The sequence below is a fragment of the Leptolyngbya sp. FACHB-541 genome, assembly GCF_014695875.1.
Taxonomy (GTDB): Bacteria; Cyanobacteriota; Cyanobacteriia; order Elainellales; family Elainellaceae; genus JAAUTN01.
Genome location: NZ_JACJPC010000014.1, coordinates 21,385 through 42,574 on the forward strand (window position 1 = coordinate 21,385; position 21,190 = coordinate 42,574).

The 21,190-nt window shown below is 50.0% G+C and carries 33 protein-coding genes; 14 read left to right on the plus strand and 19 right to left on the minus strand.

Features of this window, described 5'->3' with window-relative positions:
- Positions 1 to 7: 7 nt before the first annotated feature.
- The 13 genes from H6G00_RS00745 to H6G00_RS00805 all read left to right on the plus strand — a co-directional run bounded on the left by H6G00_RS00745 (position 8) and on the right by H6G00_RS00805 (position 8,588).
- Positions 8 to 700, plus strand: coding sequence for a hypothetical protein (locus H6G00_RS00745; protein WP_190795182.1), 693 nt, complete (start codon positions 8 to 10; stop codon positions 698 to 700).
- Positions 693 to 2,132, plus strand: a complete 1,440-nt coding sequence (locus H6G00_RS00750; protein ID WP_190795183.1) for a hypothetical protein — start codon at positions 693 to 695, stop codon at positions 2,130 to 2,132. Before H6G00_RS00745 ends, H6G00_RS00750 begins: the two co-directional genes overlap by 8 nt.
- The gene (locus tag H6G00_RS00755) at positions 2,129 to 2,419 is read left to right on the plus strand and encodes a hypothetical protein (RefSeq protein WP_190795184.1); all 291 of its coding nucleotides are present in this window, start codon (positions 2,129 to 2,131) and stop codon (positions 2,417 to 2,419) included. The genes H6G00_RS00750 and H6G00_RS00755 overlap by 4 nt, the downstream gene beginning before the upstream one ends.
- 46 nt (positions 2,420 to 2,465) lie before the next feature.
- On the plus strand, positions 2,466 to 3,266 hold the full coding sequence (locus H6G00_RS00760) for a hypothetical protein (RefSeq protein WP_190795185.1): 801 nt from the start codon (positions 2,466 to 2,468) through the stop codon (positions 3,264 to 3,266).
- 2 nt (positions 3,267 to 3,268) lie between these two features.
- Entirely contained in the window at positions 3,269 to 3,421 is a 153-nt protein-coding gene (locus H6G00_RS00765; RefSeq protein WP_190795186.1) for a hypothetical protein, read from the plus strand.
- An 11-nt stretch (positions 3,422 to 3,432) separates the two neighbouring features.
- Positions 3,433 to 4,368, plus strand: a complete 936-nt coding sequence (locus H6G00_RS00770) for a major capsid protein (protein ID WP_190795187.1) — start codon at positions 3,433 to 3,435, stop codon at positions 4,366 to 4,368.
- 86 nt (positions 4,369 to 4,454) lie between these two features.
- Positions 4,455 to 4,862: a hypothetical protein gene (locus H6G00_RS00775; protein ID WP_190795188.1), complete on the plus strand. Its 408-nt coding sequence runs from the start codon at positions 4,455 to 4,457 to the stop codon at positions 4,860 to 4,862.
- Between the two features lies 1 nt (position 4,863).
- Positions 4,864 to 5,157, plus strand: coding sequence for a hypothetical protein (locus H6G00_RS00780; protein WP_190795189.1), 294 nt, complete (start codon positions 4,864 to 4,866; stop codon positions 5,155 to 5,157).
- Between the two features lie 9 nt (positions 5,158 to 5,166).
- Positions 5,167 to 5,802 (plus strand): hypothetical protein, encoded by a 636-nt coding sequence (locus H6G00_RS00785; RefSeq protein ID WP_190795190.1) that lies wholly within the window; start codon positions 5,167 to 5,169, stop codon positions 5,800 to 5,802.
- Positions 5,799 to 6,245, plus strand: a complete 447-nt coding sequence (locus H6G00_RS00790) for a hypothetical protein (protein WP_190795191.1) — start codon at positions 5,799 to 5,801, stop codon at positions 6,243 to 6,245. The genes H6G00_RS00785 and H6G00_RS00790 overlap by 4 nt, the downstream gene beginning before the upstream one ends.
- A 2-nt stretch (positions 6,246 to 6,247) precedes the next feature.
- Entirely contained in the window at positions 6,248 to 6,949 is a 702-nt protein-coding gene (locus tag H6G00_RS00795; RefSeq protein WP_190795192.1) for a hypothetical protein, read from the plus strand.
- A gap of 14 nt (positions 6,950 to 6,963) precedes the next feature.
- On the plus strand, positions 6,964 to 8,127 hold the full coding sequence (locus tag H6G00_RS00800) for a hypothetical protein (RefSeq protein WP_190795193.1): 1,164 nt from the start codon (positions 6,964 to 6,966) through the stop codon (positions 8,125 to 8,127).
- The gene (locus H6G00_RS00805; RefSeq protein ID WP_190795194.1) at positions 8,124 to 8,588 is read left to right on the plus strand and encodes a hypothetical protein; all 465 of its coding nucleotides are present in this window, start codon (positions 8,124 to 8,126) and stop codon (positions 8,586 to 8,588) included. The genes H6G00_RS00800 and H6G00_RS00805 overlap by 4 nt, the downstream gene beginning before the upstream one ends.
- Here the strand turns inward: H6G00_RS00805 and H6G00_RS35080 are convergent.
- The 12 genes from H6G00_RS35080 to H6G00_RS00865 form a co-directional block, all read right to left on the minus strand.
- Positions 8,572 to 10,707, minus strand: a complete 2,136-nt coding sequence (locus tag H6G00_RS35080) for a hypothetical protein (protein WP_242042077.1) — start codon at positions 10,705 to 10,707, stop codon at positions 8,572 to 8,574. The genes H6G00_RS00805 and H6G00_RS35080 overlap by 17 nt on opposite strands.
- A 4-nt stretch (positions 10,708 to 10,711) precedes the next feature.
- The gene (locus H6G00_RS00815; protein WP_190795195.1) at positions 10,712 to 11,356 is read right to left on the minus strand and encodes an alpha-ketoglutarate-dependent dioxygenase AlkB; all 645 of its coding nucleotides are present in this window, start codon (positions 11,354 to 11,356) and stop codon (positions 10,712 to 10,714) included.
- Complete coding sequence (locus tag H6G00_RS00820; RefSeq protein WP_190795196.1) at positions 11,343 to 11,996, minus strand: hypothetical protein; 654 nt, start codon at positions 11,994 to 11,996, stop codon at positions 11,343 to 11,345. The genes H6G00_RS00815 and H6G00_RS00820 overlap by 14 nt, the downstream gene beginning before the upstream one ends.
- Complete coding sequence (locus H6G00_RS00825; protein ID WP_190795197.1) at positions 11,993 to 12,265, minus strand: hypothetical protein; 273 nt, start codon at positions 12,263 to 12,265, stop codon at positions 11,993 to 11,995. Before H6G00_RS00825 ends, H6G00_RS00820 begins: the two co-directional genes overlap by 4 nt.
- The gene (locus H6G00_RS00830; RefSeq protein WP_190795198.1) at positions 12,258 to 12,536 is read right to left on the minus strand and encodes a hypothetical protein; all 279 of its coding nucleotides are present in this window, start codon (positions 12,534 to 12,536) and stop codon (positions 12,258 to 12,260) included. Before H6G00_RS00830 ends, H6G00_RS00825 begins: the two co-directional genes overlap by 8 nt.
- On the minus strand, positions 12,533 to 12,826 hold the full coding sequence (locus H6G00_RS00835; protein ID WP_190795199.1) for a hypothetical protein: 294 nt from the start codon (positions 12,824 to 12,826) through the stop codon (positions 12,533 to 12,535). Before H6G00_RS00835 ends, H6G00_RS00830 begins: the two co-directional genes overlap by 4 nt.
- The gene (locus H6G00_RS00840; RefSeq protein WP_190795200.1) at positions 12,819 to 13,103 is read right to left on the minus strand and encodes a hypothetical protein; all 285 of its coding nucleotides are present in this window, start codon (positions 13,101 to 13,103) and stop codon (positions 12,819 to 12,821) included. Before H6G00_RS00840 ends, H6G00_RS00835 begins: the two co-directional genes overlap by 8 nt.
- On the minus strand, positions 13,087 to 14,247 hold the full coding sequence (locus tag H6G00_RS00845; RefSeq protein ID WP_190795201.1) for a hypothetical protein: 1,161 nt from the start codon (positions 14,245 to 14,247) through the stop codon (positions 13,087 to 13,089). Before H6G00_RS00845 ends, H6G00_RS00840 begins: the two co-directional genes overlap by 17 nt.
- Before the next feature lie 149 nt (positions 14,248 to 14,396).
- Complete coding sequence (locus tag H6G00_RS00850; protein ID WP_190795202.1) at positions 14,397 to 14,660, minus strand: hypothetical protein; 264 nt, start codon at positions 14,658 to 14,660, stop codon at positions 14,397 to 14,399.
- Positions 14,661 to 14,711: 51 nt separating this feature from the next.
- Positions 14,712 to 14,924 carry a hypothetical protein gene (locus H6G00_RS00855; protein ID WP_190795203.1) on the minus strand — a complete coding sequence of 71 codons (213 nt, stop codon included), beginning with the start codon at positions 14,922 to 14,924 and terminating at the stop codon, positions 14,712 to 14,714.
- A 3-nt stretch (positions 14,925 to 14,927) separates the two neighbouring features.
- Positions 14,928 to 15,269: a helix-turn-helix transcriptional regulator gene (locus H6G00_RS00860; protein ID WP_190795204.1), complete on the minus strand. Its 342-nt coding sequence runs from the start codon at positions 15,267 to 15,269 to the stop codon at positions 14,928 to 14,930.
- A gap of 118 nt (positions 15,270 to 15,387) precedes the next feature.
- Complete coding sequence (locus tag H6G00_RS00865) at positions 15,388 to 15,648, minus strand: hypothetical protein (RefSeq protein WP_190795205.1); 261 nt, start codon at positions 15,646 to 15,648, stop codon at positions 15,388 to 15,390.
- A gap of 118 nt (positions 15,649 to 15,766) precedes the next feature.
- Here H6G00_RS00865 and H6G00_RS00870 point away from each other — a divergent pair, with 118 nt between their 5' ends.
- Complete coding sequence (locus tag H6G00_RS00870; RefSeq protein ID WP_190795206.1) at positions 15,767 to 16,129, plus strand: hypothetical protein; 363 nt, start codon at positions 15,767 to 15,769, stop codon at positions 16,127 to 16,129.
- On the opposite strand, the gene H6G00_RS00875 is transcribed toward H6G00_RS00870, so the two are convergent.
- The 7 genes from H6G00_RS00875 to H6G00_RS00905 all read right to left on the minus strand — a co-directional run bounded on the left by H6G00_RS00875 (position 16,097) and on the right by H6G00_RS00905 (position 21,056).
- Entirely contained in the window at positions 16,097 to 16,357 is a 261-nt protein-coding gene (locus H6G00_RS00875; protein ID WP_190795207.1) for a hypothetical protein, read from the minus strand. The two genes, H6G00_RS00870 and H6G00_RS00875, sit on opposite strands and share 33 nt — an antisense overlap.
- A gap of 430 nt (positions 16,358 to 16,787) precedes the next feature.
- Positions 16,788 to 17,867 carry a hypothetical protein gene (locus tag H6G00_RS00880; protein ID WP_190795208.1) on the minus strand — a complete coding sequence of 360 codons (1,080 nt, stop codon included), beginning with the start codon at positions 17,865 to 17,867 and terminating at the stop codon, positions 16,788 to 16,790.
- 44 nt (positions 17,868 to 17,911) lie between these two features.
- Positions 17,912 to 18,295 (minus strand): hypothetical protein, encoded by a 384-nt coding sequence (locus tag H6G00_RS00885; protein WP_190795209.1) that lies wholly within the window; start codon positions 18,293 to 18,295, stop codon positions 17,912 to 17,914.
- Positions 18,276 to 18,575 (minus strand): hypothetical protein, encoded by a 300-nt coding sequence (locus H6G00_RS00890; protein ID WP_190795210.1) that lies wholly within the window; start codon positions 18,573 to 18,575, stop codon positions 18,276 to 18,278. The genes H6G00_RS00885 and H6G00_RS00890 overlap by 20 nt, the downstream gene beginning before the upstream one ends.
- Before the next feature lie 44 nt (positions 18,576 to 18,619).
- Positions 18,620 to 19,564, minus strand: a complete 945-nt coding sequence (locus H6G00_RS00895) for a hypothetical protein (protein WP_190795211.1) — start codon at positions 19,562 to 19,564, stop codon at positions 18,620 to 18,622.
- Between the two features lie 170 nt (positions 19,565 to 19,734).
- Positions 19,735 to 20,709: a tyrosine-type recombinase/integrase gene (locus H6G00_RS00900; protein ID WP_347278132.1), complete on the minus strand. Its 975-nt coding sequence runs from the start codon at positions 20,707 to 20,709 to the stop codon at positions 19,735 to 19,737.
- A gap of 209 nt (positions 20,710 to 20,918) precedes the next feature.
- Positions 20,919 to 21,056, minus strand: a complete 138-nt coding sequence (locus tag H6G00_RS00905) for a hypothetical protein (RefSeq protein ID WP_190795213.1) — start codon at positions 21,054 to 21,056, stop codon at positions 20,919 to 20,921.
- Positions 21,057 to 21,190 lie beyond the last annotated feature (134 nt).

Consider the following 21,190-nt stretch of genomic DNA (forward strand, 5'->3'; position numbering starts at 1 on the left):
TAATGCTGTGGCTAATTGGAACGAACACGTAATCTGGACGGGGAGGCGGGCAGAGGTAGACGTGCGAGGTGCAACGCCTCCAGATCCCTCAAAGTTCCGCTTGTTGCTGTGCAATGGAATCACAGTGACTTCGGAGACGAACAAAGCGGCGATCGCCTCGGCTGAGTTACTCCAGCAGAATGGCTATTCGCGCAAGAGCTACCAGCCTGCAAAAGGCAGCTACGACACTACGCAAAAGCGTTATGAGTTTCCGGTGGTGAGGGTGGATTACACTGCCGCTGGAGTGTCGCTGCAGTGGAGTGCTGCGGTGCTGTGGGCAGATTCCACAGCTCAAAGCTCTAAGCTGGTTGAATCGATTAATACTGCAACCGATCGCCTCACTATTACCGCACACGGACTGCTTAGCGGCAACGAGGTGGCAATTACCTCGACGAGCGGCTTGCCTTCGGGCGCTGTGGCAAACGTCATTTATTACGTCAAAGCCATTGATGTCAATACCGTTGAGCTTTACACCGAACCAGAGCTGCTCAACATTGTGAATTTTGTTAATACTGGTTCGGGCTCAATCCATCTGCGCTTGTGTGGCGGCAATCCTGTGTTTTTTGCAAACTTTCAGACTCAGCTAATTGGGCAGGATGCAACCTACCCAATTGAGATTAATTGGGCCTACGTTAGCCCTGGCAATGTGAACGGTGTCTGATGACTTGCAAGATCTTTTGAGAAGCAGGCAGGCGAAGCAGAATGCCAGCCTGAATGAATCTGTGCTGCAAGAGCAGCTAAATGCTGACCGAATGCCTCGCCCAATGGTAAGCCAGGGCTTTGATGCAGATTCTGGAACGGCATTGGTGCAGCCGCTAGGTGGTGAGGTGCTAACTGCTAGGACTATCACCAGTGGGGCGATCGCCACTGGCAGCACAGTTGTTGGCAGACAATCAGGGCAGATCCTTAGAGTCGATCAGATGCCTTCTCAGCGTGGCTCTGAGGAACAATTCCGGACGCAAACTGTTACCGCAATTCCAGTGCTGTTTCTGGTTGATATTGGGAATAGCGTTGAGTATTGGGTAGGAGGCGATCGCTCTACTCCAATCAAGGTTGCAACAATTCCAAAATATGGTCCTGAGTTTGAACTGAGCGGTTCCTTTTCAGGGAGCCTGGCTAGAAGTGGTCAAACTGAAGGAACTTTGTCTTTAGCAACTGAAGGAATGTTCTATCAAAACGTTCAAGCTTTCGGTCAAGCAGGGGGATCGTCAGTTACCGGAAACGTAACTTATCCTAGCAACCAGCCATTTATACCCAACGGAAATCTATTTGGGTCACTGGGTTTTGGGCAGACATTTGCGGTAGGGCGATTTCAATTTTTTGTTCCATCAGGAGCTGGGGACGGCTTTAACAAGACAAATCTTCCCGGGACTTTTGCCGTGCCACCTACTGTTAATTTCACTCCAGGTCAATCTTTTCCACTTTCAAACACCGATTCGGTTAGTGAAGGTAGGAACGACATTAGCGAAGCTGGTATCAATTACGAGCGGCCAGCCCAAATTCATTATCAAGCAAGCATCAGTGGGCGTGGATTTGCGACTGATGATGATCGGGTTTATAGAGCTGATTTCAGCGGCAGTGGCGGTGGCTCTCTAAGGGCTACTGCAAGGGAAGTTTATAGCCGCCGAGTCTACATGAGCGCTGCTGGGCGAAATGTTTATGTCACTATCGCCTATGACCTGAAAGCAGCAGGCTATGCAAACTTATTGATGTTTGCAATATTGGGCGATCGCGTGGTTGAACTGGGTCAACCTACACGTCAAGATTGGCGGCGATCGCTTGCTGTGCTTGACTACAAGCCACCTTCCACCGGAGATATTTGTATTGATCAACTGAGAGAAAACGGCAAGGTTAACTTGCTTCAGCGAACCAGGCTAGAGGCTGACTTTACCGAGGTCGAAGGGGACTTGAAGACTACAGACTTGATGGTCCCAATTCTTCGACAAACAATTACTCCAGGAGGCGATCGCTGTCAGGTTACGCCTATTCCACCTCAAACCATCCCTCCAGTCAAACTCTACTCGTTGCAAAACAGTGCAGCCGTACCGCTTTACATTTGCCCTACACAGTATCAAAGGCGGGTTGAACGATGAGGGAGTTGAACGGTAGACAGCTATTGCAACAGCGGTTGAGTAGGCTCAATTCGGCTTATTACTCTAGGGTTCAAGCTGGGGAAAATTCTAGTGACTCTCAATCAGTGTTGAGTGGCATTTGCACTGGCTATGACGCAGATTCAAGTTCAGTTTTGGTGACACTGCCGGGAGGCAACACCATTTCGGCGCGGCTGATTACGAGTGGAGCGATCGCCATTGGTACTCAGATGCAGATATTCATCACTAAAGGCAGTTCGATCGCCCACGCCGATGAAATGCCGAGCTAACTTGTCGTGGGAACAACAGGGCAACCTCTTTACGGCGGGATGCCCAATGAAGTACAAATTCAAAAATCCTCTAATTCCTGGTTTGGCTCAAGTTCACTTCTCCCTAGCTCCAGAAGGCACAGGTGACGGTGACGCAGGCGGCACTGGCGGCACAGGTGACAGTTCGGGGGGTGATAACAACGGTGGCACTGGCGGCAGCGGTGGTGAGGATGTCACTGGATTAAAGAATGCTTTGGCAGGTGAACGCAAACGGGCCGGTGATCTGGAGAAGCAGTTTAAACAGCTTCAAGAGTCAGTGAAGGGTATTGACCCAGAGAAATATAAGCAATTTGAGACGTTGCAAGCTGAAGCAGAGAAGTGGAATCAGCGGGAAGTTGAGATTCGCACTGGGCTTGAGACTGAGTGGACAAAGAAGGTTGAAGCTGAGCAAACCAAGTCCAAAGGTTTTGAGACGCAGTATCTAGACCTGCTGAAGCGCACCGAGGCAGAGAAGGCGTATCAGGCAGTTAAAGGGCGCGTAGGCGCTGGGGAAGACGGAATCACCTTCTTCGATAGTTTCTTGGCAGTTGCAGGCATTTCATTGCGCCTTAATGGCAAACAGTTAGAAGTCATCGACGCGAATGGTACACGACGCTTTAGCGCCAAAGATGCAACCAAACCAATGAGTGCGGTTGAGTACTTCGAGACTCTAACGAAGCACCCTGTTTTAGGACATTACTTCGAGCGCCAAAACGATTCACGCGGTGGTGGAATGCAGCAAAGCCATAACCTCGGCAACCTCAGCCAACAGGACTTGAGCAAGTTGCCCAGAGCTGAGCGTTTGGCTGCGGCAAGACGGGCGGCGTAGGGATGAGGGCTGGATTAACCCTTCATCCTCCTTCATTTCGCGTGGGAACTTTACGGCAGAAAAGCTCTGAGCGGCGGGATGCCATCGAGCAAAACCCTTCTGGCGTGCGGGATGCAGCCAACGAAGGACAGCAAACCAACCAACAGAATTTTTAGGTGATTAACCGATGGCAATGACCCTTTTGGAGGCTGCTAAGGTAGCCCCTGATCTAGAAACCGGAACCATTATTGAGGAGTACGCCGCTTCCTCAGACATTCTTCAAGAGATCCCTTTCCGAGACATCGATGGTAGCGGTGAACACTATAACCGCGAAGATACGTTGCCTGGAATTGGTTTCCGGGGCATCAACGAAGGCTATGAATCTAGCAATGGCATTATCAACCCTCAGTCTGAAGCACTGAAGCACGCTGGTGGTGAACTGGATGTTGACCGAGCGATCGTTGACCAGCAAGGTGAGGCGGCCCGTGCTTCTCACGAATTGATGAAGGTGAAAGCACTTGCACTAGCATGGACACGCAACTTTATCAAAGGCGACTCCCGCACCAATCCTCGTGTATTCGATGGTTTGCAGGTTCGGGTAACGGGTTCTCAGTTAATTGAGAATACTGCCGCTGGTGGCCCGCTGAGCCTCATCAAACTAGATGAGGTCATTGATCAGGTTGACGGAGCAACGCACCTGGCAATGAGCAAGTCTATGCGCCGATTGCTGACGGCTGCGGCTCGTGACCCACAGGTGAGTGGACACATCAATTACGAGCAAAATCAGTTTGGTCAAAAAGTCATGTACTACCAGGGTTTGCGAATCCTAATTCTAGACTATGACAACACCGGCGCGGACATCATGCCTTGGAACGAGGCTAGCGGTGACAGCAGCGCTCTAGATTGCAGCTCAATCTATTGCCTCAGCTTTGGCGAAATGATGGTTTCTGGCATTCAGGGCAAGGTCAACGGGCGCTACGGCATTCAAGTGAAGGACATGGGCGAACTGCAAGAGAAGCCCGCTTTCAGAACTCGCGTGGAGTGGGATAACGCGATCACCGTTAAGCACGGACGCTCTGTTGCCCGTTTGCGCGGTATCAAGAACGCTCCTGTTGTGGCGTAAGAGGTTTTGCCTCGTCCCACCTCGACTGACCTCTTCACACCTCTTTTGACCTCTTGAAAACTCGTTTAACGAGGAGAACCTAACTCATGTCCCGTTCAACTATTGCGAACCGTCGCTCGGCTCAGTTTGATAAGGAGCTGGAGCTGCGGGATTACTCCAAAGTCGCTCTGGCTGCGTCTGCACCGGAGGCGGCGATCGCCTTCCCTGCTACGAAGCAAATGACTTATCGCTGCATTGTCAATGTAGGCAGCCACACAGGTTATGTCGCTGGCACTGCTCAGTGGAATATTGCCGTTGAAGCGTCTGCCGATAACGTCAGCTTTAAACCTGTTGGCTCTGTCGCCACAACTGGGGCGATCGCCGGTCTTGAGATTGCTTTATCTGGCTCGTCTGTTGAGAGTGTGGTTCCGAACGCTGCTTACATTCGCGTTACCGCCACCAAAGTAGGCGCACCTGGAAACCTAACTTATGGCGCATTTTTAGCGCTGTCCTGACATGAAACAGGCAGATCCATTTCGCATTTATCGCGGCGGCGAATCTCGCATGGTTCATGGGGTGGACTTCCCGGCTTGGGAAGCCCAGGGTTGGAGCCGTGAGCCTCAAGCAAGTGCAGAGGAATCTATCAATGCCCAGTCTGATGATGTGGCTCAAAATGCTGGCAAGGAAGTTGTTGAGACAACTGCTGAAACAGCTAATCCGGTGGGGACTGAAGCAAGCGCTGAGGAAGACACTGAGGCACCTCAAACGCAACGTCGCACCCGCCGCACCTCCCCAACCTCTAACCCCTAACCTCCAAAAATGATCCCTGCCAACCTCAACCTATTCATTCCGCAGGGCGCAGATTGCAGCCTGACTATCACTGTGCTTCAAGGAGAGCCAATGAAAGCTGCGACAGATGTCGCAGCAGATTCACTCTCAATTCCCCTTGTGAAACCTATAACGGCTGCTCTGCCCCTCGGAACTCGGTTGATGTTTGGGGAGGCGATCGCCGAGCTTTCTGCACCTGCACCAATCGGCACTAAAGCATTGCCTATTACTGGGCTGCTATTACCGATTTCCAGGAATGCGATCGGACAAATCGTAGCTGATCTAACTGGCTGCTCTGCCCGTTCGCAAATCAAGCGGAAACCTGGTACTCCGGCGATCGCCATCTTTACTCCCTGGTTCGACCCAGACCCGCTCACGGGGCTATTCAGCCTGTCTCTGACCAATCAACAAACCAGCGCCCTACCTGCCAACTTGCCTCCCGGCACATCGTTGACGGAAGAGGAGTTGCAGGAGCGCAGACCACAGCCCACAGACTATTTTTGGGACGTGGAATTGGTTTACCCCAATGCCAAAGTTGAACGCCCTATGAATGGGTTGGTGCTGGTTAGCGCTGAGGTGACAACGCCTCTGATACCCCCCGAACCGGAAGAGGCAATAGCTCCATGACTTACTCAATTCGCCAAGCCACGACTGTAGTGGTGAAGCCTGTCACCGTGAATGCGGTGGTGAGTCAGCCGAGCCAAGTAACTGCGGTGAGGGTGAATGCAGGCTTGCCCGGTCGTTCTGGTTCGGGGGGTGGAAGCATCAAGATCCCATTTTCTTGGGGTGACGCTTCGCCAAAAGCGGTTTATGAGGTGGAAGGGAACGGCACCGTCTTCAGAGCTTCAATTGTGATTCAGACTCCATTTGACGGAGTTGGAGCATCGCTGAGATTGGGAGATGGCGAAGTGGGCGATCGCCTAATTCGAGCCGATCAAAACCTTCCGTCTCAAGCTGGAGAGTACGCCACTAGCCCAGGCATCACTTATATGACATCAACCTTCATCCTGCTAGAAATCACGCCAGGAGAAGGCAATCAAGGTTCAGGATTTGTTCTTCTGGAGATTTAACAATGGGAATTTGGCAAGACTTTGTAGGAACAACAGAAGCCTTATTCAGAGTTGGTCTGACAGGTTTCTCGCTCAAAAACAACGGTGGCAACGTCGTTGTCCGCAACTCAGGCGACACAGCCGATGCAGAACTGACAGCTTCTCAGGTCAAAGTGAGTGGCGACAGCATTGTAATCAACAGTGACGCAGCTAATGCTGGCAACGATCGGAGCCTCACCTTGCAACGGGCAACTTCAGGTATGACGGGAGCCTTAACAGTCATCCTTCCAGCACTGACAGGAGCTGACGGACAGGTGTTGGCTAAGAAGGCCGGCTCGCCTGCTGGAGTGCTTGAGCTTGAACTCATCTCAGCAGCTAACACGGCTTTGAACACTGCCAATGACACGACAGCTTTGGCGTTTGGTTCTGCTGCAACCGTGCCTATGTTCACGTTGCCAGCGAACGCAATTATTCAAAGCGTCGAAACGGTTGTAGACGTGACGTTCAACGGCACCCCTTCAATCAGCGTTGGCATCAGCGGCAACGCTAGCAAGTATGTTGCTTCGACTCAAGTTGATCTCAAGGCAGCTGCAAGAACATCGTTTGTGGTTCACCCCGCCATTGCTCCAAGCGCTAACCCTGAGAACCTTGAGATTGCCTACTCAGCCGGGGGAGCAACCGCTGGAGCGGCACGGGTGATTGTCGCTTACACAATCCCAGCCTAGTGAGCGTGTAACTCATGTTCTTTACCGACCTGATAGGGATCTTTGCCAATAGCCTACAGCTAGGCTTTGGTGGGGCAAGAGTTAAGAGCAACGGTGGCGCGATCGAGGCTCGGAATGCTGCTGACTCTGCCCTAGCTCCAGTTGTCGCTGACTCCTACAGGTATCTGCCGATCGTTCAACCTGCGACTCCCGCCAGTGGCATCGTTGAGTTTGCTGAACTGTCTAACGGCTTGCTGCGACTCAAAACCATTGACTCTACTGGCTTCATCACCGTTGACGGTCGGGACGTTACATTAATTGTTCGCAACACAACCGCTGCAACTATCAACAAGGGTCAACCTGTCTATAGAACGGGTGCAAGCGGGGGAGTCCCAACGGTTGGGCTAGCACAAGCAAATGCCTTGACGACCGCTCCAGCATTAGGACTGGCGGCTGAGACGATCGCTGCCAATGGGTTTGGGCGGATCATGATTCTGGGATTGCTGGAAGGGGTCAACACTTTGGGCATGACCGAGGGAGGCACCGCTTACCTCAGTTCAACAACAGCGGGAGCCTTGACCACGACCAAGCCGAGTTTTCCAACCCTGCAACAACGCTTAGGCTCGGTGGTAACAGTCAGTAATGGCATGGGTCGAGTCCAGGTCAGAATCCAAGGACTCGACAATGAGGAAGAGGGTTCGATCAACCCGTCCTGGCATATTGGCAATAACACCGCAGGTGTCAAATCTCTGCAATATCACAACGGCTTCACGCAGTCGCTCAACGCAAACCCGACTGCGAACCGGACAAATACCCTGCCCAACAAGGACGGAACACTCGCAACGTTGTCGGACGCGATCGCCCCTATCACCTCCAGCGATTTTTTGACCTGGCACGAGGGGCACGTTACAGCGGTTGCGCCCACAACATATCGAACTATTTTCTCGCTGACGGGAGCCGTCGATCTAGTTGGAGGTGCAATCTACAGTGCTGCACCTGGCTTCCGTCTGACAATCGACGGAAGCCAGGTAATCAACCGTACTGTCATTTCCGCTGGAAGAGTTGGGACATCGGGCATGGGGGAACCTTTTGGAGTCATAGCTATCCCTCCTGCAAGAGCAGCATTCACAATGATTTTGGAACTTTATAACACCTCTGGGGCGATCCGCGACTTCGGTTGGAAGGTAGTGACACGATGAGTTATCACATTGTTCGAGTCCTGAATGGGCAAGTGATTGGCACCCTTTCTCCTGTCAGCGACCCTGAAGCCTACCAGTGGGATGAAAGTGAGGTAGTTGAAGTTTTTGACAATCAGGAAGCGTTTGATGTTCGGCTAGAGCAACTACGGCAAGCCGCAGAGCCAAAGCCTGAAGACTTGCCGAGGTGGGATGACTTCCAAAATCTCATGTTGATGAACAGCAACTATCTAAGGATTGTTGGAGCCAGCTCAGCTACGCTTGTCTACAACTCCACACTGATTTGGATTTTAGGGGAGATCGGGAAGCATCCCGAACGACTCCCACACTTGATAAACGTGTGGAACGCGATCGCTTACATCGCACGGCCGACCCCTGAAGAAATCGAATCGCTCAACAAGGTTTGTGTGGCGACAAACATGCGGTTCTGGTTGAACGAGCGCGGCTTTATGGTTGCCGTTTAGCCTGCAACTGACGTTCAATTTTGTCGATCTTCCGCTCTAGGGCGTTTACCTTACGGCGACGTTCTAGCCGCTCCTGCCACTCCTGATATTGAGGGTCAGCTTCAGTGCCCAAATGCAAGCGCTTAACGGGTTTGCCATCCTTCTCAAAGATGGCTTTCTCAGCCCTGATGCGCTTGTAGATAAATGGTTTTTTCTCACCTGAAGCCAGTTTTTTGTAGGTGGTGTAGTTTTCCATCCAACAGCCCGTGGGAGCGATCGCCCCTTCCCGCCGAACCTTATCCAACTCGGCTAGCAGATCCCGGCGCTGGTTCTCAAGTTTGGGATCAGAATTTTTTACTTTTGAATACCCCTCTTCTAGTGACTTTCTAAACTTGTCATTTTCAACCTTTAAGGCAAATAGAGATTCAGTTGTAGCCCTTGCGTGGAGCCGGAGCGAGCTTCGAGGATAGGCAAAGTGTAGCCCATCATAAACAATCTCAACTTCAAAAGTTGGGAGTATGCGCGAGACGATGACAACCTTTTCATACAGGTCATCATCTGCCACAACTTGAACCCAGTCCCCAGGCTCTAATGTGACTGTTAAAGACTCATCTTGAAATGGCTTGATGGGTTGAATGTAGGGATCTGGTTCGGGGGGTATCGTTTCTTCCTCAAAGGGTTCTCTGAGAGAAAGATAGCGAGCAAGGCTACAGCGAGGGGCTGGTTCGTGAATTAGTTTAATGCGGTCTGGGTGAACGCAATCCCAAGCTTTTACTCCATTTGAGATCTCTCGGTCAAAGTGGATGTGTTCAATTGGGATGCCCTCACGGTCATAACGGTTGCGCTCTCGCACAACGCCTTGAACAGTAATCCAACAACTGAGCCCTTCAGCATCAAAACCTATAATCTCTGCCTCAATTGAGTCACCCGCTTTCAGTTCGGGGGGTATGGGTGCCACATATAGGGAATCACTCTGCTGGTCATCACCAGCCGCCGAGCTTGCAGCCGGTAGAGGTACTTTCTCGCCATCCCCTGCGAGATTTGGAGTTTCTCGGCGATCGCCTTCGTCGTCAGTCCTGGGTTGCTCTGAACCAATTTGAGAATGTTTGCGCCCGGAGGTGTTGTCTCTACGGGTTGTCGCTTGTGTCGTGGAACTCCCATTAGCCTGTATGCATGTGTGCTTGTCTACAACCTTAAGTAGCGCAGTAGCACCCCAATTGCCCTCAGCCACATCGCCGTCAAATGTGACTAGCACAGGAGTTTTGCGGTCTTTTCTGAAGCCTGTAACTCTGCCGTATCGGCTGCCAGGTCGGTGCGCCGGGGTGATGCGATCGCCTACTGCCAACTCCTCAACAGATACGGGAACGAACTGCAAATCGGATTCAGGCTGGGGCTTTCGCTGGCTCAGCCAAAGCACTTTTCCCAGCCTTGCCTGCTGGTAGGTGCCCAGTTTTTCAAGCTCGATTCTGATCGTCTCTGAGATAGCGATCGCCTGCTCCTGCAACTGCTGAAGCCGTTGCCACGCCGCGTCGTCGGGGCAACAGAACTTTCCTTGCTGGCTGGTAGGCTGCTCATAGGTGCCCTGCTGAAGCCGCATCATCACAGCAGAGTGTTTGACGATGGGGTAGCGCTCGACCCTAGAGACACCCCACCAGCCCAGATAGTTCGGGACACCCCACGAGGGTGAATCCGGGTCTTCAGCCAGAATTACCGTCGGCGTGAGTGGGTTAGGAGCCTTCTTCAGTCCGCCCGCTTCTTTCAGCCGGGTTGAGTAGGCTCCGAGGCTGCGGAGATGTTTGGCGATCGCCTCCAGTGCTGCCTGAAACTCACCGTGCAACCGCACCGCCGTTGCCCATGACTGCTCCTCGGGCAGGCAGTAGACGAAACTGTGATCAGCGTTGAATTCTGGCTTGTTGTATGTGACTCGCTTGGGGTACATATCAACAGACACCCCCCGAACCAAGCGCACTGATTGCGGCGTGGCATAGCCGACAGGAAGACGTTCTATCACTGGAGCTTGGTAGGGGTCGAGGCGATCGCCAATCACCAGGCAGTGAGAGACAACTGGCTTAACCTTTCCTGGCTTGATGGGTAGGGCAAGCTGGTCGCCTTCGTAAGGAATTACTCTGCACGTCACCATAAAATCACTCCTCCTTTGCCCGTCGCATGGTGAGGCTGATGCGTCCGGGAGACTGCATTTCAAGATCTGCGGGGCAGGTGTTTGGCAAGATTTCAGTGATGCCGTGATATGCCAACCGTGAATGACCACTCATCACTAACAAGTCACCAGACCGCAGCTCAATGTCTTTGTAGGGCGGGTCACGGTGGGCCACATTGCCCAAGCGAAACATGCCACTGTCGCCCAGGCTGACGGTGACAATCGGGCTACCTGCGTCGATTAGCGGCTGATCTTCGCTCTTGTCTTGATGTAGCCCCAAACTAGAGCCGAGAGGAAACATATTGACAATGCCCGTGTCAGGCGTGAACGGCAGGTATCGTTGCAGATTGGTGTCGATTAGCGCCTGCACCGCCATGAGGATAAACTCGCCAGGAACAGGCACTCGCGCTTCGTAGTACTCGTAGGGTCGCCATTGAAGCCCGATGCAGGCGATCGGGTGCTTCATGGGCGTTCCGTTGAGCATCTTGGGTGTGTACCACCCTTTTCTGGTGCAGTGCCTCAGCAGAGTCAGCACGGCGTTTTGCTGGTCGATTGGCAGCCAATCTGGGACGTGCCACACGCCGGGAGCTATCTGCTCCTGTGAGCGGGGAATCAGGTCAAGCTGATTCATGGCGATCGCCCCCTTCAAACAATTCTTCTAATTGCCGTCGCTGACGAAAACCTTGAAATTCAGCAATCATCGGATAGGCTTCTTCTACACTGATGCCGATTCGCTCCATCAGAAACCAGCGGAAATAGGCATCGCTCTCGGCCGCTTCAGCGGTTTCAATCAACCCAATGGCGTGATTGAGTGCCTGTACTGTTTCCCACTGGCACTTTTCGCCATACCAAAACACGTTGATTAAAGCCTTGCGGGTTTTCAGTCCAAAAATGACTTCAATCCCTTCGATTAGGGGCGATCGCCCTTCTTTAAGAAACTCGCGCAAGTGAGCAGATGTCACGAGCGCTTCATTTTCTGCCTGCGCTAAGTGCTGCGAATAGCTAATACCAAAGCCTTTTGGCGGTTGCTGCTGAGCCGAAGATCTGTACATTTGAACAAATCCTTTGACAATTGCAGCTTCTCCTTCGGCATAACCGATAGCCTGAAATATTGCTTGCGCTCTAGCTCTAGCCTCAGTCAAAGAGAGCAGCCCATTTTGCTGATTAAGCTGCCAGTAGATTGCCGGTTGGTAATTGTCAGCCCTAAACCAAGCATTGGTGAATATGATATTCGGCTCAATGTCCGGCATCAGTGGAAGTGAGTCAGTCATTGGCGATCGCCCCCTCTCACCAAAATCTCAGGGATTTCTGCCCAGCCAAGTATTTCAAAATCTCCGTCTAACTCAGTAAAGCAATCGCCACACCAGTTCCAACCCACAAGTTGCCACTTGTCGTCACCTGTATTCGCAAGATTGTTGAATCCAATCGTTGTGAAAATTTCTTCATCTTCCAGGCGATGCTCGCAGTCCTCGGTAACTTTGACTCGCAGGAGCAGGAGACTGCCATCTTTAGGGGCATTGTGCGGATATTCCTTAACCATTACGATCGCCTCCCTCTACATCTTTAGGGCGTATTTTGCTGGCTACTTCTAACGCATCTTGAAGAGATCGGGGCTGAGCTTCAAGAACCGCTGCAAGCTGCCTTCCTGCCATAGCTGCAAAACCTGCTTGCTCATCCGTTTGCCCATAAGTGACAATGTTGAGATTGTGTCCTTGCTCATCTGGTTTGGGGAACCGAGCTATCAAAACCAATTCACCTGCCCCGTACTCTTCAGCAATTCTTTTTAGTGCTTCAACAGGTATTTTCTTCACTGGCGATCGCCTCCACCTTTACTCACTCGCTGTCTTTGCCAACTTAAGAACAAGTCCATGACTTCCTGAGCTTCCTCGGCTGAACAATGTACGGCTGCAACAATGCCATCGCAGCCAGGGCGAATCTCTAAATGACCTTGCCTGACCTCACCCGGCTTAAGCCCTAACCCGTTACCAGGCGGAAACATGGGGATGAGCAGCGGCATTCCAGCTTCACTTGCTGCCTTGTGCAACACCTCAGCGGAGGTTGCTATAGGGTTGTTGCCCTGTTTTCCAAAACCTTTACTCATTAGCGATCGCCTCATTAATACTTGTCTGCTCCGCTTCCAATGCCTGGGTGTAGGCATCTAGAAGGGCAAGTGCCGCTTCAACATCCGAGCTCATGAAAGGCTCTACATCATCTGCCCGATACAACATTGCAGTCCACACAGGAGAACCATCTGCACTGTGGCGACTCAACTCCAGAATCAAAACCCAGTCAGGTCTAGCAGCGATCGCCTCCTGAAGACACCACTGGAGATGCTCATACTTTTCCAGTTCTGCCCATTCGTTAAAAATCTCCAGCATCAGACACCTCCAGAGACACACGAATTAGCTGCCCTGACTCATAGCGCACTTCCCAATGTGGGTTTTGGTCTACTAGCCACTTCACCTGGTTAGGGTCAGCCGGGTAAGTCGGGCCGCCCTTGAGCCGACGCTCCAGTGCAGCAAACAAGTCCTCTAACCGATTCTCGTCATAAAGTCTGTTGAGGTTTTGACTTGCCTGCTGCCACTCCTCAAGCTGGCGGTCACGGAGTGCTGCATCAGGAGTTTTTCCAGGTTTAACTTTGGATGGGGACTTCTTTAGTCCTGATTCAATTTCATACTCTTCATAAAACCTAGAACCATCGTTTTGAATCTTGGTAAGAGCGTAGTCTTCTATCGAATCAATTTTTTTTCTTTGGGATTTGACTCTGCGGGTGCTGTAGTCCTCTGTACGTTTGAGCATGTAGTTCCAGAACTCTGGAAGATCTTTTTGTAGAGACTCAATGGTGGCCGCACTCCATTGATAAGAGGTGGTATCAACAGAACGGGAAATACTCTTTGTTCCTTCTGGCTCGGAATTTGAAGTTTTTTTAACACCTTTCTCTCTCTCAGTTTTTAAACCGATCTGATTTAAAGATCTAGAAAGATCTATAGGAGAGCCGGAGTCCTTGCTGCTACTGACTTCTAGAGGTTGAGGTGTCAAATTTAGCTGACAAAGTGTCAAATCCTCTGTAGAAGAGTCGGCTTTTTTTGACACCGTGTCAGAAGAGTTTGACACTTGATCATCATCAGGGGTGTCAAATTTTTTTGACACCTGTCGGGATTTTTTGACACTTAAGTTTCGTCCTCTCCATTTCTCAATCCTGAAACTCCAAAGTCCAGCAGACTCAATTTCTGCTTGGGCTGTGTTGATGCTTTGCCTGGTAACACCAAGCCTTAGAGCAAGCTCTCCTTGGTTTGGCATATCAATGTAGCGATCGCCAAATGGATATAGTGCATTCAGGTAATTGAGCAACCGGTATGAGGTTTTAGATAGGTTCGCGTCCGTTGCCTTAATCAATGCCTCACAAAGATTTTGGCAATACAATTCAGCTTCAATTACTGCCTGTTCTTGCGCCTTGAAATCCTCTAAAACGGTTTCTTCCCACGCCTGTTTATCTGCCTCGGAGCTAAACTTTCTAGGCATCGCTGCTCACCTCCTCAAAGGTGACAGCAACATCTAGAACATCTTGTTCCGACAGGACTAGTTGATTGGTCAGCTTTAATTCATGTGTCATAATTGAAGCAAGTATTCGATAAACAACAAAACCCCGAACTGTTGACGCAGTTGCGGGGTTATTTTTTTGCCAAAGCCTTAGATTCAAGGACTTCCGCAATCAATTCCTTGAGTAAGGAATCTTTGTATTGTTGCCATTCACCTCTGGGGTTTAACCATTCGGCTTTGACAATTTGTGCGATCGCATATCCCGCACTCTGCAAGTCTTCCAAAGCATCTTCCAGGTATCTGTAATTGCCTCTAAGCTGCTGTGGATTGCTCCACAAAGCAGACCTTAAAAGCAACCGAAATTCAGTTGGTTGGATGTCTGGAAGCGTGTGCATAGTGCGGAAATGATGAGGTGAATAAAGTGAGCTTTATATCCACTTGCGATCTCAACGAGATCCCCGCAAGGGGTCGCTCGTTAACCCAACCAAGTTTTGAAACTCGGCGCGTTGAGCTTCGGGAATTTCAGATAAGATTGCGACTGCCCGACCTTGAAGCCTGCGGCAGTAGGAAGGCATCGCAGGATTCAGGGCCGCAAGCTTGCAATAGAAGCGGTAGCTATCCGCGTGGGCAGATAGCCAAGAGTTGGGTTTGACAGGCATTCGTCATCTCCCCAGCGCTTTGTAGACGACTTCAAACGCTGGTGGGGAAGATTCTGTCTGGTAGTAAAGTTTTAGGGATTGAAGCCACTCTAAGTCGAGCTTGGCGATCGCCGCTAACTTGGGCAGCAATGCCATAATTACAGCGTGATTTTCAGGAACGGGAAGCCGCTCATTCTCAAGCTTTGAGAGCCACACAAAATCAACTTGAAGTTGAGCTGCAAACTCTCTCTGAGAAAGCCTTAATTTCCTACGGGCATTTTTAAAAGTTCGGTTGATTGTAACGGCGTTTTGTGCCGAACAATCCTGACGAGCACCATCGTCAGGTGATACAAATAGAGTATCCATCGCAATTTTTTCCTTTTGCGTGTGGGTTTGCACAATGTGCCTGTCAGCTTGGGGAAGTAGGCGGCACAGCATTTTGAAGAGGGGCGACGCATTGGTAGTGCGATCGCCTCTCTGCTATTCAGGCATTGTCAGGCTGGGCTTTAAATTGCTTGAACCGTTCCAGCATTGCTTGAAGCTGTTCGGGGTCAAGGTTTTTTTCTGCCTCTGCCTGCATGAAGATAGCCAAGTCAATCCAATCCTGCATTGTTAATGCTTCGCCATACAAAGTCGGCGAAAGAGCGGATTGTGCTTTAGCCAGAATGTGTGTTTTATTCGAGACGTAAGGGCGTTTGGAAGTAGACACTTCTTGCCCAATGTTAAGAACTAGAGTTTGAGGCATGGTATTTTTTGCCGTATGAGTGTCTTAGACACCTTAGACACCTTAACAAAAAATAGACTATTTGGACACTTTAGACAAGAGTTGGGTAATCTTAAGTAAGATTCGGGAAATCAACGAAATGAAGATTGTTGCGGTAGATGTGTCTGAGGCGCAAATCACTTACACCCCGGAAGGGATTCAACGCTTGGCAAAGGCAATTAAAGCCACGCTGAAGCTGCGCGGCTGGTCAGAACGAGAACTTCATCGCCAGATGCAAGCCGCAGGTTCTACGATCGCCCTTGGCACAGTTAACCGCTATGCCAAAGGTCGTCCAATCAACCCTAAAAACGAGGTGCTAAGGGAAATTGCTCCGTTTATTTATCGGGTTGTCAGCATTGACGGAGATAGCGTTGAAGTTGATCCATCTCGAACTTATGCAGATGACTGGATTGCGTTTGCCAAGATCGGCTCAACTGAGTTTTCTAACTCGAATTCCCATTGAGTCAATAGCCAGGTGCGTATCTGGCACTTCAACATCTTCAATTAGCGCTGCTAACTCCAAAAAATCTTGGTCTACGAAATCTTTTCCCGCTTCAACTGCTTCGTTTGCCGTTTGGTAGGTCGCCCAGTCTGTATAGGACTGGAAATCATCGGGGGAGAAGCAATGTGCTTCGTATCCTTGGCAAATGGGTACAGCGAAGATTAACCAGCCTCGATACAGTATGAACACGCAAACCTGATGGAGATACCAGCGATCTTTTCTAGTTGTAGCTTGCAGCTTTAAGGTTTGACTCCGTGTTTTTGCGGGTTATTGGGTACGCGATAACCAACCTTCAAGAAGTTCCTGTACGACTTCTGAGATTTCCCTATCCTCTTGAAAGCAACGGATTTTCATGTCTGTATATACTTTTTTGGTGATATAAGCCGAAATTTGAACGTAATTAGGGTCTGACTTTTTTCCTCTAGGTCTACCCGGTTTGCGTCTCGGCTTATTCATTCGGTCTACACGTTGAACTCTTCAGCATTTCAGCGTGTCAGACTGTCAGCCCATTGGCTTATCGCGATTCTGAATTTCTAGACTTTCGCATACGCGAAAAATAAAAGCCCCACCAGTGGCGGGGCTTAAGCATCTACTGCTGTTAGTGTTCCCTCGGTCAAGTTTAGGAAGCGATCGCCTCCTGAACTTTGACTTCCTCCTTGCCCTGCATCTCTTTTGCGGTGGAGATGAACTCAGCCCGCATTTTGGGTGTGGGCTTTGTGGAGTAGGTGTTTAAGATTTTCTCAAGGCAGTGTTCGGCGTAGGACAGTTCTGAATCTTCACTGGGTGGCTCTAGCGGAAGTTCAGAAATCTGCTCGACCATTTCGATTCGCTTGCCATCATCCCAGCCCTGAGCTTCCAGGAACTTACCAATGGTGCGGTTGCGGGAGTTGGCTTTCTGGAAGTTTTTGAAGCGGGGCACGCCGCGTCTGCGTCCTCGTTTTGGCGAGGCAGTTTCAGTTTCTTCGGCTTGCAGTTCGGGGGGTGTCTCAACTTTGCCATTCGTAGCGATTGGCGCAGCGGTCTCTCCTAAGCCCATCAGCATCGCCTTCTGTTGGGCAATGATTTGCTGAGTCTGAGTTTGAACCCAATAATCAACCCAGGCGGCGATCGCCTCTTCTGTGGCTTTGTAGCTGCCTGTGTCGGGGTCGAAAGCAACGAGCTGCCCCAAGGATTGAATTTGAGCTGCAATTTGTTCAAGCGGCTGGTGGCTGCGCTCTGCGTAGGGGGCTAGAGTTTTGAGAGTCGGGATGGTTAACGGTATTGCTGATTGAACTGTCTTAGACGTATTAGACGGAGCAGGGGCGATCGCCTGTTGGTCCTGAAGAGTTGCTGTTGCCATATTTACAAGTTCCAAACTTTTGATTTCTAGTTTAAGTGGATCTTGCAAAACTAGTTCAGGCAGGCGGGTAGCAGCGCTATAAATCAGGTCGTTTTCGCAGTAAAAGGCAATCGAGCTAGCGGCGCAAATATACCAGGCTTGCAGGCGCAAATCGACCAGGTTAGCTTCAATTACTGCCCTGAATTCAGCGGAGAAAATAACAATCAAACCCCGGTCTAACCCACTGAGAAATAGAGAGCAACCTCCCAAAACTTTAGGAAACTCAGCCTGATATCGGGCAACTCGAAAGGTGTCGAGTTCTCCCAGGTCGAGCTGGTCTAGCTCTGGAGTAAAGTTTGGTTCGGGGGGTGTGGGTTCCATAGGTATGTGTGCGAACTGCGATCGCCCTATAGTTCCTACGGTATCTACAAGCCTGTCCTGGAGCCGTTTCGCCCTCCTAGCACGGCATCTCCTGTCCCGGGTTTGCGATTCTGACCTCCCAGCACAGCATCTCCAGCTTGGGGGTGAGGATCAAACATAGACGGACGATTATTCTGTTCGATCGCCTCCTTAAGCTGCCTCAAAAGCTTTTCCCCATGAACCGCTCGAAAATAGTGCAGTCCACCTAGTTGGTTGCGGTAGCGATGCAGCATTTTCTCTAAAAAGGCTAACTGCTTCTCTGTCAGCGACTTTTCCGGTTCCTCAATGGCGATCGCTGCCATGTGACGGGCAAATCGCTTCTCATAGCTCCCAGGCAGGAAAACGCAGCCTGCGAGAGCCTTTGATACTTCAAGCTGTGCTGGTGTCATGGCGATCGCTCCTCCAGTGCGCCCAGTCCAAAGGGGTAAAACCTTTGATATTCCAAACTAATGCAATACTGCATTGATGAAAACTGAGTTCGTAATCTAGCTGCTCTTCCACAGCGTAGGCAATGTTCTGTAGCCGTCTATCAAGCAATTCGTTTGCGGTGTCCCAGATAAATGGGTCTTCCAAAGAAATGTTCTGACCCTCAAGAATTGTCTTTTGCTCATAGATTGCAGATGCCAAAGCTGCAATGGCGTTTTTATATTGTGGACTCCAATCAGTCATAGGCGATCGCCCAAAGTATTCGAACTGGAGACCTAAACACCAATCTAATTCGCTTGCTGTCTACAATTCTCCCAATAGACTTGAGCAGCAAGGTTGCATTCTAAAATTTTTTGAGGATCTATCATGCAAGGTGGAGATACAGCTAGGTGGGAAACGTGGAGCTTCAACACAGGACTACTCAGCCCATCCATACCAACTTTTTCAAAAAAAATCTTCTTCCGAATACACCACTCATTTAATTTGACTATAGTTTCAAGGTCTTGCAGTCTAGTTGACCAGTAGTATGCAAGAGCATGAGGTCTTGGAAATCCATTTTGTTGATCCACAAATTTCATGGTTTCAATCATCGGAATTCCTGTGCCGGTATGTAGAAAGTCGTTTAGGAGTCGATGGACAAGAGCATACGCTTCTGGATCAAGGGTTGCTGCATGTCTTTCGAGAATATGTTCCGCTCTAGAACGAAACTCCTTGTCGTTCTGTTCCAACCATTTCCACCAGGTTCGAGGCGGAGCAACATTTGGTTGACTATCTAAGTCAAGACACATTCTTATTGCATCAATTGATTCCAGGGAAAATAACTGTTCTACCGTTAACGGTGGTGGTGTTTGCGGGACGTGACGGTTAGAAGGGTCGTTCCATAGAGCGATTAGCAACGGTGGAAGGGTTTGAGGAACAGATTCATAGAAAGCACTGTTCCAAAATCTAATGATTAATCCGACCAGTCTTGCCACATCTTCATAGGCGGCAACTTGAAGTGGCAGTGTCCTGCGTTGCTCTTGTCGCCGAATTAACTGATCCACAAAAACGATCGTTACGACAATACCCATTACCTCAGTGAATGCGTTTAACCCAAACTCTGACCATCCTGGGACACCTATCTTCCAAATCAGAAGACAGATAGTAGCTAGGACTATAAGCGGAACTGTCAGTTCACGGGTTTCTACAATTGGTGTCGCAAGAAGTTTTAGCCAGTCTTTAACGCTCAACAATGTGTGCCTCAAAAACCTTCTGAGCATGTGTAGAGCCTTGCTTTATAGTAGATATTCCTTTGATTTTAGCTAAGTAGCATTCAGCCTGTATTGATTCTGATGAAGGATGCAAAATGGCTAACTTATTCATGTTTTGCCATTATGTTCAACCTTCTCGTACCAGTCATTGACTAAATCAATCCAGCTAGCAGGTCAGTCATCTCCCCTTGAGCATTCTTGCGGTTGTCATCATACTTAAGCAGCGTGTCTAGGTTGGAATGTCGGCTCAACTTTTGCACCGATCTAACATTGCCATCGCTCTGGTCTAGGGCTGCTGTGATACCGCTGTGGCGGCACCGGTGCGGCGAGAAAATCTTCTTAATGCCTGCCTTCTCTGCAAACTCATACCTGACCAAGTAATACAATCCATCGCCAGTTAACCGATGTCCAAAGTGGGCACGGTCAACGGCAATAAATAGCGGTGAGCGAGGTTCATAGGGGCTGCGTTCCTGACGTGCTTCTAGCCAGTCGGCGATCGCCTCAGAACCTAAACTGCTAATTGAAATCTTCTCTTTCTGAGTTCCCTTGCCCTTACCCAGAATGGATAGACTGCGGGTGTCTGGGTCAAAGTCGCCCGTGTCAGCAGCGCAGATTTCATTGCGGCGCAGAACGTTGTCCCACAGCAGCCGAAGCAATGCATAATCTCGCTTGCCTTTGAGGGTAGAGCGATCAGGAATTTCAAACAGACGCTTGAATGCATCAGACTCAATGCCTGTAGTATCTCGATAAGACGTGACCTTTTCAGATTGAACTTCTTCTAAGCTCCAACTGCATTTTCCAATCTTCTGAGCATACTTGACCAACGCTTTAACCGCTGAGATACGAGTATTCACAGTCGATTCAGCTTTACCTTGCTCCATCAGATGGGCTTTGTACCCTAGAACAAGTTGAATGGCAGTGAATCGCTCAAGCTTCAGAAATTGCTCAATCAGTTGCGGTGAGGGTTCTTGGTTAGCAATGTGTTGAAAGAACATCGCCAGCCCCTTAGCGTAGGTGCGGCGAGTGTTAGGGCTGCGTTTATCCCTTAGCAATTCCTCCATAATGTCTCGGTCAACAATCTGGATGAAGGGACTTGAAGCAGCAGTTTTAACTAAATTCGTTGCCACGTCAGGAGGCTCCATAAGTACTGGTAGTACTAAAGTTCCACCATGCCGCAAGTTGATGTTAAAGTCTAGCTACTGATAATAAAAGTTTCCGGTAGCTAAAATCAGCCATGTCTCAAGTTGTACTCTGCGACCTCTGCGGCAAGTCCTGTCAGAGGTGATGTGTTCTGTGATATCTGCCAAGCTTCCTGCTACGAGAAACATCGGAAGTTTCAATCCCAGTGGAAGACTTCGGATGATTCAACAACTGAGACTGAGGTGTGCGATCGCTGTGTTAGGTCAAGGTTAAAGCCGCTAATCAAGCTTGAAACGGTGGCTGCTGTAAATGGCGATCGCCCAAAGCTGTTCAAAGGTTACTACAAGGCCTTTAGCCTGCCAAGCTCCTTAGAACTTTGCACTCAAACAGATAATTCTCAAATGCATACCTCTATGAACAGGTTGAGGCGGCACAACGGCGACATTCACCGGCTGCCAGCAACCTTTC